The organism is Rhodococcus sp. BS-15, from assembly GCF_000813105.1.
Classification (GTDB): Bacteria; Actinomycetota; Actinomycetes; order Mycobacteriales; family Mycobacteriaceae; genus Rhodococcoides.
Window position 1 is genome coordinate 1 of record NZ_BAOX01000094.1, and the last position, 15,458, is coordinate 15,458.

Sequence of the window (15,458 nt, forward strand, 5' to 3'; positions counted from 1 at the left end):
GGTACCGGCCCGCCGAGCTGGATCTGCGCCAGTACGTGGGTCGGCCCGCCGCCTTCGAGCGCGCACTGGACGGCTTCGGTGCGGTGTGGGTGCGCGGAGGCAACACCTTCGTCCTGCGCGCTCAGCTCGCCCGCTCGGGTGCAGAGGAGATTCTGGCCGAGCGTGTTCGGCGGGGATCGATCGTGTACAGCGGATACAGCGCGGGCGCGTGTGTGGCCGCACCGTCGTTGATCGGAGTCGAGGACGCGGACGACCCAGGCGAGGTTCGGCCCACCACCGGTGTCGATCCGGTATGGACCGGGCTGGGTCTGGTCGATTTCTCGATCGTCCCGCACCTGAATTCGGTTCTGGACGAGAACGATTCGGGGCATGCAACCGTGCAGCGCCTACGCAGGGACGGTATCGACTGTCGTGGGTTGACCGACGACCAGGCCATCGTCGTCGATGCGTCAGGGACGCGTGTGCTCGGTGGTTGACCTTCGTTCAACCCAGCCGGGCCAGTGGGGCGAGTCGGTCCAGCGAGGACCATGCCAGCGAGCACCGTCTGGCGGTCACTTCGTCCGCGTCGAGCACCAGCATGTCGAACAACTGCCGGGGGGCCCGATGCCACGAGTCGGCGATCTGCGCGATGGTTGCTCGATCGAACAGCCCGGATTGCGTCAACGCCTGAACCCACTCGTCGATCTCGCCTCGGTGAATGCGCTCGATGGTGTCGTATTCGATTCCGCCCCCGAGGAATTCGTACGAGAACATCGCGGCCACGTAGTTCCAGGAGTCACTTCCGGGATCGATCATGGTGCAGCCTCCTTGTCGACTCGCACCACATGGGGGTGCGAGGTTCGCTGCGCTGGACGCTAGCGTGGCGAACTACAAAATTGCGTGTCGGCGACGCATCGATCTGGTAACGCCTGAGGCTGGTGTTACTGATGTGACTCGCTTCGGTCAAACACTCACCTTCCTCCGTACAGGTGGGTAGAGTCCGCGTTCGTGCGCAGTCGAGCCGTTGCAGCGTTGATCGCAGCGATCACATGTGGGCTGGTCGGATGCTCGAACACACCGGACACCGAGGCCGATCCGGATCCGTCCGAGACGGCCGATCAGCCCGTCACCGAAGACCTCTTCGTCGGTGAATGCGGGTCGATGGACGACACGGAAGTGCAGAGACTCACGGCCGTATCCGACCTGACGGTGGTGTCCGAGAACGCTATTCGTTGCCGATGGGAATCCGCGAGCGGCGCGTACGCGATGTTCACCTGGTACCGCGGCAGCCCCATCGACCGAGAGAGTTCCGTGGCCGAAGCCGTCGGCCGTATCATCGAGCGCATCGATGTGGACGGTCACCCGGGATTCACCGCCGCGGCCTCGGGAGCGTCGTGCGAGGCCGGGGTCGAAAACGGGGACGGCTTCGTGCACTGGTCCGTCAACTACATAGTCGACGGCCCCCGCGATTCGTGCGACGTCGTCGAGGATCTGGCCAGAACCACGATCTCGAAGGCGAAGTAGCCCGATGACGACGTTCCCCTGCACCGATTCCATCCGTCGTATCCTCGCCGTTGTCCTCGTCACTGCAGCCCTCGGTACCGGATGCACCACCACCGTGACCGGTACAGCGGCACCCGCTCGATCAGGCGGTAGCGGCCAGTTCGACAAGCTGCTCGAGGAGTGCATCGCCGTCCCGGATCCCACCATCGCCGAAACAGTGGGTGCCGACCTCGTCGATCAGTACTTCTACGGTGCAGTCTGCATGTGGACCGGCGTCGGTGCCGCCGGACTCATCGACGTGACCTTCGCCTGGTTCGAGAACGATGCACTCTCGCGCGAGCGAGACCTGGCCGACCGGCTCGGCTACGCCACCGAGAACGTCGCCGTTGCCGGCACCACAGCGTTCCTGTCACGACGACCGGCCGACCCGTCGTCGTGCGGAATCAGCGCGGCGTACTCGGGCGTCATCACCTGGTGGGTGCAGTACCGAGGCGGCAGTCCGGCCGACCCGTGCGCCGCCGCCACCGAACTCGCAGAACTGACACTGCAACGCAACCAGTGACCGAGCGTCGACCCCGACCCCGACTCCGCCTCACGCGTGGCCGTGACAGACTTGAGTGTCGACGGTCACATTTTCGACGTGAGGAGACCGAGATGTCGGTGACGACCGATGCAGATGCCCGCCTCAGCGAGCTCGAATCCCTTCTTTCGCCCGGCTCGGTGGTCACCGACCCGGACATCACCGAGGGCTACCGACGCGACTGGGCCAAGGATCCCGACGCTGGTACCCCGCTTGCCGTCGTACGCGCGCAGTCCACCGAGGACGTTCGTGCCGTCATGCGGTGGGCCACCGAGCACGCCGTGGCGGTCGTCCCACGCGGCGCGGGATCGGGTCTGTCCGGTGGAGCCACCGCCGTGGACGGCGGAATCGTGCTCACCACCGAGTTGATGCGAGAGATCACCGTCGATCCGGTGACCCGCATCGCCGTCGTACAACCCGGACTGCTCAATGCCGAGGTCAAGAAGGCGGTTGCCGAACACGGCCTCTGGTATCCACCGGATCCGTCCTCGTTCGAGATGTGTTCCATCGGAGGCAATGCGGCCACCAATGCGGGCGGACTGTGCTGTGTGAAGTACGGCGTCACCACCGATTACGTTCTCGGTCTCGAGGTCGTCCTGGCCGACGGTACCGCCGTCCGACTTGGCGGGCCACGCCTGAAAGACGTTGCGGGCCTGTCCCTTGCGAAGTTGTTCGTCGGATCCGAGGGCACGCTGGGCATCATCACCGAGATCACTCTTCGATTGATTCCGGCGCAACCTCCCGCCAGTACGGTGGTTGCCTCGTTCGCGTCGGTGCACGACGCCACCGCCGCCATTCTGGCCATCACCAGGAACCTGCGGCCGTCGATGCTCGAGTTCATGGACCGCGCGTCCATCGGTGCCGTCGAAGACGCCATGAACATGGGACTCGATCGCGAGGCGGCAGCGATGCTCATTGCTCGGTCCGACTCCCCCGGTGCCGACCGAGGTCGCGAGATCGAGATCATGGCGGCCGCGTGCACCGAGGCCGGGGCCTCGGATGTCTTCACCACCGACGACCCAGATGAGGGCGAGGCCTTCGCTGCCGCACGGCGATTCGCCATTCCCGCGGTAGAGCGACTTGGCAGCCTACTGCTCGAGGACGTCGGCGTTCCACTGCCCGCACTTCCGGCCCTCGTCGACGGAATCGCCGAGCTGTCCACCAAATACGATGTGCTGGTGGCGGTCATCGCCCACGCCGGTGACGGCAACACCCACCCTCTGATCGTCTTCGACCCCGAGGACGCCGACATGACACGGCGCGCCAACATCGCGTTCGGCGCGATCATGGATCTGGCAATTTCGTTGGGCGGCACCATCACCGGTGAACACGGAGTCGGTCGCCTCAAGAAGGCGTGGCTGCCCGATCAGGTGGGTGAGGACGTCATGGAACTGACCCGCCGAATCAAGACCGCACTCGATCCGGCGGGCATCCTCAACCCGGGTGCTGTGCTGTGATCACCCGTCGACGGTGAACCCGTCCGCCACCGTCAATGCCTCGTCGAGGATTTCCAGTCCCTGACGAATCTCGTCTTCGGACGTCGTGAGCGGTGGCGCGATCTGCAGGCGATTGCCGGCGACGAAAGGCCACAGCCCACGTGATTTCGCCGCTGCGGTCACCGTACCCATCGCCGCCGCGTCCTTGCCCGACGCGGCGAACGGCACCAGCGGTTCCCTCGTCGTGCCGTCCTTGACCAGTTCGACGGCCCAGAAGAATCCCTTGCCGCGCACCTCGCCCACGCTCGGATGTGATTCGGCCAGCTTCGCCAGGCCCGCACCCAGTACGTCCTCACCGACGTGACGCACGTGCGGAAGGATCTTGTCGCGCTCGAACACTCCGATGGATGCCACGCCCGCGGCGCACCCGAGCACGTGACCGGAGTAGGTCAACCCGCCGGGATAGGGCTTGTGGTCGAATTGCGAGGCGATCCTTTCCGAAATCACGACCCCGCCGAGGGGCACGTACCGGAGTTGACGCCCTTGGCGAACGTGATCAGATCCGGTGTCACATCCCAGGCCTGGCATGCGAACCATTCGCCGATTCGCCCGAACCCGACCATCACTTCGTCGGCAATGTAGACGATTCCGTACTTGTCGCACAGCGCCCGGACCCCGGCCAGATAGCCGGGCGGAGGGATCAGCACACCGTTGGTGCCGATGACCGATTCGAGGATCAGTCCGGCGATGTTCTGCGCGCCTTCGAGCACGATAACCTGTTCGAGGTGTGCCAGTGCTGCAGCCGCCTCGTCCTCCGGAGTCGTTGTGCCCCAGGGCGACCGGTACGGATACGGCCCGAAGAAGCGTACGACGTCGACGTTGGTCGGTTCGGTGCCCCACCGCCGAGGCTCGCCGGTGAGACCGATCGCAACTCCGGTCCCGCCGTGGTACGAGCGATACGCGGCAAGCATCTTCGTACGCCCGGTGTGCTGTCGCGCCAGCCGCACCGCATGCTCGACGGCTTCCGCTCCACCGGTCGTGAAGAACACTCGGTTCAGATCACCCGGCGCACGTTCGGCGATCAACGCGGCGAGTTCACTGCGCTTGTTGTTGGCCACGGTCGGGAGATGGTCGTCAGAACCTGAGCCTGTTCGACGATGGCGGCGACCACGTCGGGGTGTTGATGGCCGAGATTGACGTTGACCAACTGCGACGAGAAGTCCAGGTATCGGTTGCCCTTGTCGTCCCAGAACCACGATCCCTCCGCCCCCTCGACGGTGATCGGGTTCAGTTCGGCCTGCGCCGCCCAGGAGTAGAACACGTGATCCATCTACTTGCCGCCTTCCTCCAGTGTGACCTCTATCGGAGCGTACGACTCCCCGGTGACGTCCACACCGTCGGCCTTCAACAAATCGAGCGCCTGCGTGACGTACTCGTTGGTGTAGGCCTCGGCATCGGGGTCGGCCGTCAGCACGGTCGATCCCTCGGCGTTCTGGGTGGACCTCGCGATGTCGACAGTCTGCTGCCAGGCCTCCTCGTCGATCATGCCGATGCCCTCCGCGGACGGCCAGATCAGTTTGTTGACCTCGTTGACCTGCCAGAGCTGGTGACTCGCGCCGAGTGTCGAGCCCGCAGCGACGGTGATGTCGCGGCACGTTTCGACGTTGTCGCGGCAGAAGATCCAGCCCTTCAACGATGCCGCCAGGAATTTGACGGTCTGATCCTGGTAGGCCTCGTCGGAGAGCCTGTCGGTATTGGCCCAGATCGCGTCCTGCAGCATCGCGACTCCGTCGTCGTTCCAGTTCAGCGACGTGAAATCGTCTGCGGTGTACAGCGCACCGGTTGCGGGGTTCACGGTCTCGAGCAACTGCGCGTACTCGTTGTACGACATTGCCTGGGCTGCAGCGATATCACCGGACAACAGGCCGTTCATGTCGAACTGCTGCTGCACCAACGTCACGTCGGAGGGACTGACACCGGCCTTGGTCATACCGGCGAACAACTCGAATTCGTTTCCGTAGCCCCAGTTTCCGACGGTCTTGCCCTGGAGGTCGGCGGGTGACGCGATGTTCTGATCCTCGAACGAGACCTGCAAGGTGCCCGACTTCTGATAGATCTGGCCACGTCGGTGATGCCGGCTCCGGCCTCACGGGATGCGAGCGCCTTCGGTACCCACGCGACGGCATAATCGGCCTGCCCCTGTGCGAGCACGGTTTGCGGGACGATATCGGTTCCACCGTCGAGGATTTCGACGTTCAGTCCTTGTTCCGCATAGAAGCCTTGATCGACGGCGGCGAGGTAGCCCGCGAACTGGCCCTGCTTGAACCACTGCAGTTGCAACTTGATGGTGGTGTCCCCGTCGGCACCGGTGTCGGTGTCCGTCGTGGTGGTACTGCACGCCGAGGCGACCACTGCCAGCGCCATCACGGCCGCGAGAAGAGATCGGGGGGTTCGGGTGATCTTCACGTTCATCTCCTAGGTACGACGCCGGGACACGAGCTTCTCGAGCAGCAGAACAACCAGAAAGAAGAGCAAACCGACTGCGATGGCACCCATCACGTAGGCCCATGCCCGGGGATAGGCCGTGTTCGCCGCGGCGGAGGTGATCCGCGACCCCAAACCGTTCTGCAATCCACCGAAGTACTCGCAGATGATGGCAGCAATGACAGCATTGGGAGCGGCAACCCGCAACCCGGTGAAGATGTGCGGAACGGCGGACGGGAGGCGGACGATTCGCGTGAACTGCCAACCACCCACGGCATACGACGTCATGAGATCGTGGTGCACGGCCGAGACCTGACGCAGTCCTTTTGCCGCACTGACGAATACCGGGAAGAACACGACGATGGTCACCACGAGGCGGCGCGGTAGATCGGTGGTCGAGGAGAACATCGAATTGAACACCGGCGCAAGAGCGACGATGGGAACGGCTGCAGCACCCGCTGCCAACGGGGTGAGCAATTCGTCGACGATCCGCAGGCGAACCGCTGCCATTGCCGCGAGGAGACCGAGGACCGAGCCTGCGATCAACCCCATGAGAGCATTGGTTCCCGTTGCCAGACTTGCCGATCCGATGTTGCCGAGATTTCGCACGAATTGCTCGGCGATGGCGCTCGGCGACGGCAGCAGGAACGACGGAACCCCCGCGACGACCGTGAGCATTTGCCACAGTGCGAGCGCCGCTGCACCGAACACCACCGGTGGCAGCCAGAGCTTCATCGCAGATCCGCACTGCGAACCGTGCGGCCGTGCAACGCGTCCCGAACCGCGGTGATGGACGAGAAGAACTCCGCCGATTCGCGAGGATCCCCGTTCGCGCCGAATCTGTCGATCGTGAGTGTGTCGACGATCCGCCCCGGCCGAGGGGACATCACAACCACCCGATTGGACAGGTACACCGCTTCGGGAATCGAGTGGGTCACGAACACCACTGCCGCGCTCGACTCCTCGGCGATGCGCAGTAGGTCGTTCTGCATCTTCTCGCGGGTCATCTCGTCCAGGGCACCGAACGGTTCGTCCATCAGCAGCAGTCCCGGCGTTCGGGCCAGCGCCCGCGCGATCGCCACTCGTTGCTGCATCCCACCGGATAGCTGGCTGGGAAACTTCTCTGCGAAATCGGTGAGTCCGACGAGGTCCAGGAGTTCGCGCACCCGTTCCGCGCGTACGCGTTTGGCCACCTTGTGCAGTTCGAGCGGCAACGCGACGTTCGATTGCACTGTGCGCCAATCGAGCAGCCCGGCCTGCTGGAAGGCGATGCCGTATCTCTGTTCGATGCGGGATCGGCGAGCAGTCAGACCGAATACCGACACAGCACCGGACGTGGGTTGCTCGAGATCGGCAACGATGCGGAGCAACGTCGATTTTCCGCACCCCGAAGGCCCGATCAGCGAGACGAATTCACCGGGCGCGATCGCGAGCGAAACATCCTCCAGCGCAGTCACTCCCCCGTCGAACGTCTTCCCGACGCCCTCGACGAGTACCGCATGCTCGGTCATGACCGATCCTTTCGACCAGGTGAGCGGCCCGCGTACCGACCCAGTGCGATGTCGAGCAGCGACACCAACCCGGTCACCACCAGCCCGAGCACCGCTGCACCGAGAACAGCGGCGTACAGGCGGGATGCGTCTCCTGTTGCCTGCTGCGAGAACACGATGATCTGCCTGCCGATACCGCCGGTCGTTCCGGTGGAGATTTCGGCGACCACGGCACCGATCACGGCGGCGGCCGCGGCCAGACGCAGCGCCGGAATCAGATGCGGCACAGAGGCGGGTAGGCGTAGTCGAACGAGGGTGGTCCACCATCCGGACGCATAGCTGTGCATCAGATCGAGTGCTGCGCGATCGGGTGCACGCAGGCCTCGCAGCATCCCCACCGCCACCGGGAAGAACGCGAGATACGACGCGATGACGGTGATACTCATCCACGGTTGCCATGCGTAGCCGCCGATGGCGATCTTCCCGCCCCACCCCGCGACGAGTGGTGCCAACGCGATCAGCGGAACCGTCTGCGAGACGATCACATACGGCAACACGGACCGCTCGACCCACACGAATCGTTGCATCACCACGGCCAGCACCAGCCCGACCACCGTCCCCAAGGCGAACCCCAGTACCGCGAGCCCGAACGTGAACAGGCCACTGGATACGATCGCGGCACCGACGCTGCGAGCCCCGGCGACGTTCACCTCGGGCTCGGTGAGCGCCGCCAACACAGACCACACGTGCGGTAGCGCGCCGTCGTCGGTGCGCGGCAGTACCCGCACTCCGGCGATACTCACCCCGTTCTCGGGGACGAGCACTTTCACCAGCTCCCAGAACACAAGCAACAAGCCGACTGCCACCACTGCCATCAACGGACGCCGCACTCCTCGATTCGCACCGGCGGAAGTTGGTGCCACCACCGAAGCCTGATCGAGAACACTCGTCACGACGTTGCCGTCACGCTCGGGCGAATCTGCGGAATGATGCTCTCTCCGTATGCTTCCAGGGTCGCTGCCTTGGCGTCGTGCTGCAGGTACACCGAGAACTGATCGACACCGAGGGCCTCGAGCTCTTTCAGTTTGGCGATGTGATCGGCCGGAGAGCCCAGCAGACAGAACCTGTCGATCACCTCGTTCGGAACGAATTCTGCGTGCGAATTGCCTGCTCGGCCGTGCTCGTTGTAGTCGTATCCTTTGCGCGCCGCGATGTAGTCGGTGAGTGCCTGTGGAACACCGCCGCCATCGCCGCCGTAACGCGAGACGATATCGGCGACGTGATTGCCGACCATTCCGCCGAACCAACGACACTGATCTCGGGCGTGTTCGAGCCCTGCATCGGTACCGTCGGTGACGTACGCGGGAGCTGCGACGCAGATCGAGATCGAATCCGGGTCGCGACCCGCCTGCTCGGCCGTAGCGCGGACCCGGCCGATCGTCCACGCCGCGATGTCGGGATCGGCCAGCTGCAGAATGAAGCCGTCCGCGACCTGTCCGGTGAGCTCGAGGGCTTTGGGTCCGTACGCCGCGACCCATACCTCGAGTCGGGACCGCTCCGCCCACGGGAACTGCACCGTCGTCTCACCGACCCGGGCACTCCGCCCGTTGGCCAGGCTGCGGATCACATCGATCGATTCCCGCAGCGTGGCAAGGGTTGTCGCTTGCCGCCGAGGGCACGGACGGCCGAATCACCGCGGCCGATGCCGCAGACGGTCCGATTGCCGAACATGTCGTTGAGCGTCGCGAACGTCGATGCCGTCACCGTCCAGTCGCGGGTGGCGGGATTGGTGACCATCGGACCGACGGTCACCCGCCGCGTCGCGGCCAGAATCTGACTGTAGATGACGTACGGTTCCTGCCACAGCAGGTGCGAATCGAACGTCCACACGTGCGAGAAGCCATGTGTCTCTGCCTGTCTGGCCAGGTCGACCACACGGGACGCCGGCGGATTGCACTGGAGCACTACCCCGATGTCCATGGCTCAGATCAGATTCTGTGACAGGTCGCGTCGGACGAATCGGCCGTGTCCTGCAGTGCCGGAATAGGATCCACCGTCGACGATGATCCGGCCACGCGAGATCACGGTGTCGACGTGCCCGTCGATCTCGAAACCCTCGTACGCCGAATAGTCCATGTTCATGTGGTGGGTCTTGTCGACGCCGATGCTGGTGTGTCCGTTCGGGTCGTAGATCACGATGTCCGCGTCGGCACCGGGGGTGATGACGCCTTTCCTCGGATACATGCCGAACATCCTGGCCGGGGTTGTGCAGCAGACGTCGACCCACTTCTCGAGCGTGATCCTGCCGCTCTTGACGCCCTGGAACATCAGATCGATGCGGTGTTCCACAGAGCCGATCCCGTTGGGAATCCTGGAGAAATCGCCGATACCCATCTCCTTCTGGTCCTTCATGCAGAACGGGCAGTGATCGGTACTGACGGTCGCCACGTCACCGGTGCGTAGATAGCGCCACAACTCGTCCTGATGCCCCTCCGCTCGCGACCGCAACGGCGTCGAGCAGACCCACTTGGCACCCTCGAAGCCCGGTGCACCGAGTTGTTCCTCGAGCGACAGATACAGGTACTGCGGACAGGTCTCGGCAAATACGTTCTGCCCGTTGCCCCGGGCCTGCGCGATCTGTTCCAAAGCCTGCTTGGCAGAGACGTGTACGACGTAGAGCGGTGCACCGGTGACGTTGGCCAGCATGATGGCTCGGTGCGTCGCCTCCTCCTCGAGTTGCCACGGCCGCGACGTGCCGTGGAAGTACGGGGCCGTGTCTCCACGCGCGATCGACTGAGCGACCAGTACATCGATCGCGATGCCGTTCTCCGCGTGCATCATCAGCAGTGCACCGGTTTCGGCGGCGGACTGCATGGCGCGCAGGATCTTGCCGTCGTCGGAGTAGAACACGCCCGGGTAGGCCATGAAGAGTTTGAAACTGGTGACGCCCTCGGATACCAACTCGCTCATGGCTTTCAGAGAATCGTCGGTGACGTCGCCGATGATCTGATGGAAGCCGTAGTCGACGGCGCACTGCCCCGCGGCCTTGTCGTGCCATTGCGCCAGAGTGTCCTGGACACGCTGACCGGGGGTCTGAATCGCGAAGTCCACGATCGTCGTCGTGCCACCCCACGCCGCTGCGCGCGTTCCGGTTTCGAAGGTGTCGGAGGCGAACGTACCGCCGAACGGCATCTCCATGTGTGTATGTCCGTCGACCCCACCCGGAATGACGTATTTGCCGGTCGCGTCGACGACCACGTCCGCCGAGGTCTTCAGGTCCGCGGCCAGGGAGACCGATCCGGGTGCCAGCACTGCGACGATGCTTTCACCGTCGATGAGAACATCCAATTCCTGTGCGCCGGTGGTCGATACCACGGTCCCACCGTGCACGAAGGTGGTGGACATCAGGGTTGCACCAGTGGGCCGTATGCGTCGGGTCTACGGTCACGATAGAAGGCCCACCGGTCGCGGACCACCTTGATCAAATCCATGTCGAGGTCGCGCACGATTATTTCGGATTCCGAATCCGACGCCACCTCGCCGACGAATTTGCCCTCGGGGTCCACGAAATAGCTGGTCCCGTAGAAGTCGTCGTCACCGTATTCGGATTCGATTCCGACTCGATTGATCGCGCCCACGTAGTACTCGTTGGCGACGGCCGAGGCGGGTTGTTCGAGCTTCCACAGGTAGTTCGACAAGCCCCGCGAGGTGGCCGACGGATTGAAGACGATTTCGGCACCGGCAAGACCGAGTGCGCGCCACCCTTCCGGGAAATGTCTGTCGTAGCAGATGTAGACACCGATACGCCCGACCGCGGTGTCGAACACCGGCCACCCCAGATTGCCGGGGCGAAAGTAGAACTTCTCCCAGAATCCGTTCACGTGGGGGATGTGGTGTTTTCGATACTTGCCGAGATACGTACCGTCTGCATCGACGACGGCAGCGGTGTTGTACAGAAGTCCGGGCTGTTCCTGCTCGTAGACGGGCAGAATCATCACGATGCCGAGTTCCTTCGCCAATGCGGCGAAACGGTCGACGGTGGGCCCGGGTACCGATTCTGCGTATTCGTAGAACTTCACGTCCTGTAGCTGACAGAAGTACGGACCGTAGAAAAGTTCTTGGAAACAGACGACTTTCGCGCCCTGCTCGGCGGCGGACCGAGCAAACCCCTCGTGTGCTGCGATCATCGATTCTTTGTCACCGGTCCACTTGCTTTGGACCAGAGCAGCTCGAACTGTGGACATCATTGGCACCCAATCTCTCGCTGGCTTGCACCCTCAAGATATTTTGCGCCGTGTTACGGGATCGTTCGGCCGGTTTCGTATGTATTAATCGTCGGAACTGTTCACGAATGTGGAAGGAGTGCGCGCACGGCGTCGATGGAGTCCGCGGTGGCGAGGTTCTTGTCGGGGCGGTACCGCAGTACTCGCGCGAATCTCAGGGCCACACCGCCCGGGTAGCGTGGGCTGACCTGCACGCCGTCGAGTTCGATTTCGACGATCAGTTCGGGGCGCAGATACACGGTGTGCTCGTCCCGCTCTCGCTCGTGTTTCGGGAATTCGTCGGTCTGCCATTGCAACAGAACGTCGGTCAGGCCTTTGAAGGTCTTACCGACCATGATCGGGTCACCACCGTCGGGATCGCGAGCTCCGAGGTGCAGGTTGGACAGGTAGCCGGTGCGGCGCCCGTATCCCCACTCGGCTCCGAGGACGACGAGGTCGAGGGTGTGCTCGGGTTTGATCTTCTGCCAGCTCTTTCCGCGGCGGCCTGCGGCGTACGGCGCTCCGAGAGCTTTGAGCATGACCCTTCGTGCCCGGCGTCGAGTGCTGCGTCGAAGTGGGCCTCTGCCGCGTCCGCATCGGGTCTGACGGCACTGGGAATTCGGTGCTCCGGTGCCACTCGGTCCAATGCGGCCAGGCGCTGCTCCAGCGGGGCATCGAGCAGGTCGACACCGTCGAGGTGCAGGCAGTCGAAGAAGTAGGGCTGCAGCAGCAGCTCGTGCGCGCTCTCGGCACCGAATCGGCTCATCGTTTCCTGGAACGGTCGCGGGCGGCCACTGTCTTCGAGCGCGAGGGTCTCCCCGTCCAGGACCACCGAATCGCACGGCAGCGCGAGAACCAGGTCCACCAACTCGGGCACACTCGCAGTGATGTCGCGCAGAGTTCGCGTGTAGATGCTCACGTCGGTTCCGGAGCGGTGCACCTGAATTCGTGCACCGTCGAGCTTGTACTCCACGGTGACATCGCCGGACAGTTGTTCCCAGGCACCGCGCAGAGATTCCGCGGGCGACGCCAGCATCGGCCGGACCGGTCGACCGACCTCGAGCCGGAATGCATCCAGCGCGTCGACGCCACCGGTGATGGCGGCAACGGCCGTCGCGGGCAAACGACCCGACAGCATGAATGCGCGACGCACTGGCGCTTGCGGCAGGTTCGTGGCCGCGGCAACTGCGTCGACCATGATCCCTTCGAGCGCGCCCTGACGCAGCTCGCCGGTGACGAGCCGGATCAGAAACTGACGCTCCTCGGGTGTACTCCGGGAGAACAGGTCGGTCAGTAGCGCCACCCGACGCGCAGCAGAACCGGCCCCCGAGGTCGCCGCGACCGAAGTAATCGCCTCGTCCACCTCGGCAACCGTCAGCGTCGAGTCCGCAGCAGCCGCAACGTCGAGATCGGCCAGCGTGCGCCAGCCGACCCCTATTCGCCCCTGCGGTAACTCCCCCGACAGCCAGGACACGGCGGGCTCGATATCACCGACATCGGCCTCGGCGAGCAGGGCACCGATCTGCTCGATCTTGGCCTTTCGCGAACGCGTCGCTGAAACAGCACGGGACGTTTCGACGATCCTCGACATCAACACAACATCGAACCTAACCGCCCCCACCGACAGCGTGCTGACATCCAATTGTTACCGGTGTGGCTCGAGCGACTGGTGTTCTTGCTGTTACGTTCGATTCATGTCAGCCACGTCCGTGCGACAACTCGCGCAGGAGTGGAGCCTGCGGAACGACTCCGACGCGCAGGAGTGGAGCCTGCGGAACGACTCAGACGCGCAGGAGTGGAGCCTGCGGAACGACTCAGACGCGCAGGAGTGGAGCCTGCGGAACGACTCAGACGCGCAGGAGTGGAGCCTGCGGAACGACTCCGTTGGATGGACGACGTGTCAGCTGAATCCGAGAACGCGGTCGCCCCACGCAGCGCGCATGTCGCCGTCGGGGTCGTCGACGAGAGTGTCGGATGCATCGATCACCAGCGTCCAGCGCGTCTTCTCGGTGTACGGAGCCCAATGCTTGGACGCATCCAGTGCCGCGGGGACGCCGTACCGCGCAAAAGCGAGCCAGCGTCTCTGCATCCGCGCCGACACCGCCATTGCCGGCTTTCGGCCACCGAGCCAGAAGGTGGGGTCTCGGTTGAGCGTTCCGAAATTGCCGAAGACATACGGCAGTTCGGTCGCGTGTCCAGCTCCCACCCGTGCGGCCTTGAGCATCGGCGTCGCATGATCGAATCGGTACATCCACGTCGGCGAATGCCTGCTGTGCCCGTCGGCGATCCACACGCTCGGCATGAGGAATCCAGCGTCGCGCGACATAGCCTGTGCCCCAGCCGGTTTGTCGCGGTCCGGGTATGCAGCCATGATCTCGGCGACTCGATAGGCGGGCAGATCCGCGTGGTCGTGAGCGATGGCGCGGAACATCTCGGAGACGGTGTCGGAGGTGATCGGCATCAACGGAGACTTCATGAATCGGAAGATCGAGGGCTCGTCGTGGTTGGTGCCGATGATCAACGGGATCTTGTGCGAGAGGCCCTTCTGAAAGGCTGCCACGGGATAGCGCGGAACGATATCTCCATCGACGACCGGCGAAAGGCCAAGTGTCCCAGGAACTGTCGTCGGGATCTCGTAGCAGAGCGTGTCGCCGGCGGTGACCAGCCTCGTGAAATGCATGTCGAACAGTTCCCCGATGTCTTCCGGGTCGACCCCCACCAACTCCAGGAATCTCGATGCCACCGCTGCTCCGCGTTCGGGGCCGTACACCGAGGTCGCAGGCGCGCTCTGCACGATTGCTCGCTGGAACAGGCCCTCGGCTTTCGGAGAGGTCATCAACGTGGTGACCGACGCTCCCCCGGAGGATTCGCCGAACACCGTCACCTGATCGGGATCGCCGCCGAACGCGGAGATGCACTCGCGGACCCACTGCAACGCGGCAATCTGATCTCGCAGTCCCAGATTGGTCTCGAAGGTGTGCTCGTCGGTCGAGAACGACGAGAGGTCGAGGAACCCGAACGCGCCGAGACGAAAGTTGATGGTCACCACCACCACGTCGCCGTTCTCGCTGAGGTTCCTCCCGTCGTAGACCCGCTGCGCGGACGATCCGAGCGAGTACGCACCGCCGTGGATCCACACCAGCACCGGCCGCAGTTCTGCGTCGGGACGGGGAGCCCAGACGTTGAGCGTGAGACAGTCCTCGGAAATCGACAGCGACGGATCGATCGGCACCGGGCTGTCGCGTCCCTGCGGAGCCATCGCACCGAATTCGAGGCCGTCGATCACTCCCGACCAGGGCTGCAACGGACGCGGCGCACGGAACCGGAGCTTCCCCACCGGAGGCGTCGCGTAGGGAATACCCCGCCAGGCCACGATCGGCGACGCATCGCCAGCGACCGGATAGCCCAGAACGTCACCGTAGGGCGTGCTCACGAGCACGGTGGAATCGGAACCAGCGGAATCGGACGCAGCGGAGTCGGACTCGGTGACCATGGCACCTCCCGTTCGGTCGTTGCCCAACGTACCAACATCTACCACCCCCTCGGCGACGATACGCACGGCGTCGACGCCCGCGAGCGAAGGAACCGGCGATGAAGAGAATCGGATGTGCCGCAGTGGCAGTCGTCGGGGCGTGCCTGCTCGGGGCCTGCGGCGCGAGCGGCGATGGCGACGGTCCGATGGCCACCGTGATCACCGACCGCCCCCACCCCCGATCACCACGGC

At 64.1% G+C, this 15,458-nt stretch carries 11 protein-coding genes and 4 pseudogenes; 4 read left to right on the forward strand and 11 right to left on the reverse strand.

Annotation, left to right across the window (positions count from 1 at the left end):
* On the forward strand, positions 1 to 476 hold a 476-nt coding region (locus RHBS_RS12945), incomplete at its 5' end, for a Type 1 glutamine amidotransferase-like domain-containing protein (protein WP_128645744.1).
* Between the two features lie 7 nt (positions 477 to 483).
* On the opposite strand, the gene RHBS_RS12950 is transcribed toward RHBS_RS12945, so the two are convergent.
* Entirely contained in the window at positions 484 to 795 is a 312-nt protein-coding gene (locus RHBS_RS12950) for a hypothetical protein (RefSeq protein WP_128645745.1), read from the reverse strand.
* Positions 796 to 987: 192 nt separating this feature from the next.
* Between RHBS_RS12950 and RHBS_RS12955 the strand changes: the two genes are divergently transcribed.
* From RHBS_RS12955 to RHBS_RS12965, 3 genes are all read left to right on the forward strand, one after another.
* Positions 988 to 1,503: a DUF3558 domain-containing protein gene (locus RHBS_RS12955; protein WP_128645746.1), complete on the forward strand. Its 516-nt coding sequence runs from the start codon at positions 988 to 990 to the stop codon at positions 1,501 to 1,503.
* Positions 1,504 to 1,507: 4 nt separating this feature from the next.
* Positions 1,508 to 2,044 (forward strand): DUF3558 domain-containing protein, encoded by a 537-nt coding sequence (locus tag RHBS_RS12960; RefSeq protein WP_128645747.1) that lies wholly within the window; start codon positions 1,508 to 1,510, stop codon positions 2,042 to 2,044.
* Between the two features lie 92 nt (positions 2,045 to 2,136).
* Entirely contained in the window at positions 2,137 to 3,519 is a 1,383-nt protein-coding gene (locus RHBS_RS12965; RefSeq protein ID WP_121873697.1) for an FAD-binding oxidoreductase, read from the forward strand.
* Here RHBS_RS12965 and RHBS_RS12970 read toward each other — a convergent pair.
* From RHBS_RS12970 to RHBS_RS13020, 10 genes and pseudogenes are all read right to left on the reverse strand, one after another.
* Positions 3,520 to 4,828, reverse strand: a pseudogene (locus RHBS_RS12970) (aspartate aminotransferase family protein).
* Positions 4,829 to 5,970 (reverse strand): annotated as a pseudogene (locus RHBS_RS12975) (ABC transporter substrate-binding protein).
* 3 nt (positions 5,971 to 5,973) lie between these two features.
* Positions 5,974 to 6,717 carry an ABC transporter permease gene (locus tag RHBS_RS12980; protein ID WP_128645748.1) on the reverse strand — a complete coding sequence of 248 codons (744 nt, stop codon included), beginning with the start codon at positions 6,715 to 6,717 and terminating at the stop codon, positions 5,974 to 5,976.
* Positions 6,714 to 7,493 carry an ABC transporter ATP-binding protein gene (locus RHBS_RS12985; RefSeq protein ID WP_128645749.1) on the reverse strand — a complete coding sequence of 260 codons (780 nt, stop codon included), beginning with the start codon at positions 7,491 to 7,493 and terminating at the stop codon, positions 6,714 to 6,716. Before RHBS_RS12985 ends, RHBS_RS12980 begins: the two co-directional genes overlap by 4 nt.
* The gene (locus RHBS_RS12990) at positions 7,490 to 8,425 is read right to left on the reverse strand and encodes an ABC transporter permease (RefSeq protein WP_128645750.1); all 936 of its coding nucleotides are present in this window, start codon (positions 8,423 to 8,425) and stop codon (positions 7,490 to 7,492) included. The genes RHBS_RS12985 and RHBS_RS12990 overlap by 4 nt, the downstream gene beginning before the upstream one ends.
* A pseudogene (locus tag RHBS_RS12995) lies at positions 8,422 to 9,452 on the reverse strand (TIGR03842 family LLM class F420-dependent oxidoreductase). Before RHBS_RS12995 ends, RHBS_RS12990 begins: the two are co-directional and overlap by 4 nt.
* A 3-nt stretch (positions 9,453 to 9,455) precedes the next feature.
* Positions 9,456 to 10,877, reverse strand: coding sequence for a dihydropyrimidinase (gene hydA, locus RHBS_RS13000; RefSeq protein ID WP_128645751.1), 1,422 nt, complete (start codon positions 10,875 to 10,877; stop codon positions 9,456 to 9,458).
* Positions 10,877 to 11,716: a nitrilase-related carbon-nitrogen hydrolase gene (locus tag RHBS_RS13005; RefSeq protein WP_236745382.1), complete on the reverse strand. Its 840-nt coding sequence runs from the start codon at positions 11,714 to 11,716 to the stop codon at positions 10,877 to 10,879. The genes hydA and RHBS_RS13005 overlap by 1 nt, the downstream gene beginning before the upstream one ends.
* Positions 11,717 to 11,817: 101 nt before the next feature.
* Positions 11,818 to 13,331 (reverse strand): annotated as a pseudogene (locus RHBS_RS13010) (ATP-dependent DNA ligase).
* A 303-nt stretch (positions 13,332 to 13,634) separates the two neighbouring features.
* Positions 13,635 to 15,227, reverse strand: a complete 1,593-nt coding sequence (locus tag RHBS_RS13020; protein WP_128645754.1) for a carboxylesterase/lipase family protein — start codon at positions 15,225 to 15,227, stop codon at positions 13,635 to 13,637.
* Positions 15,228 to 15,458 lie beyond the last annotated feature (231 nt).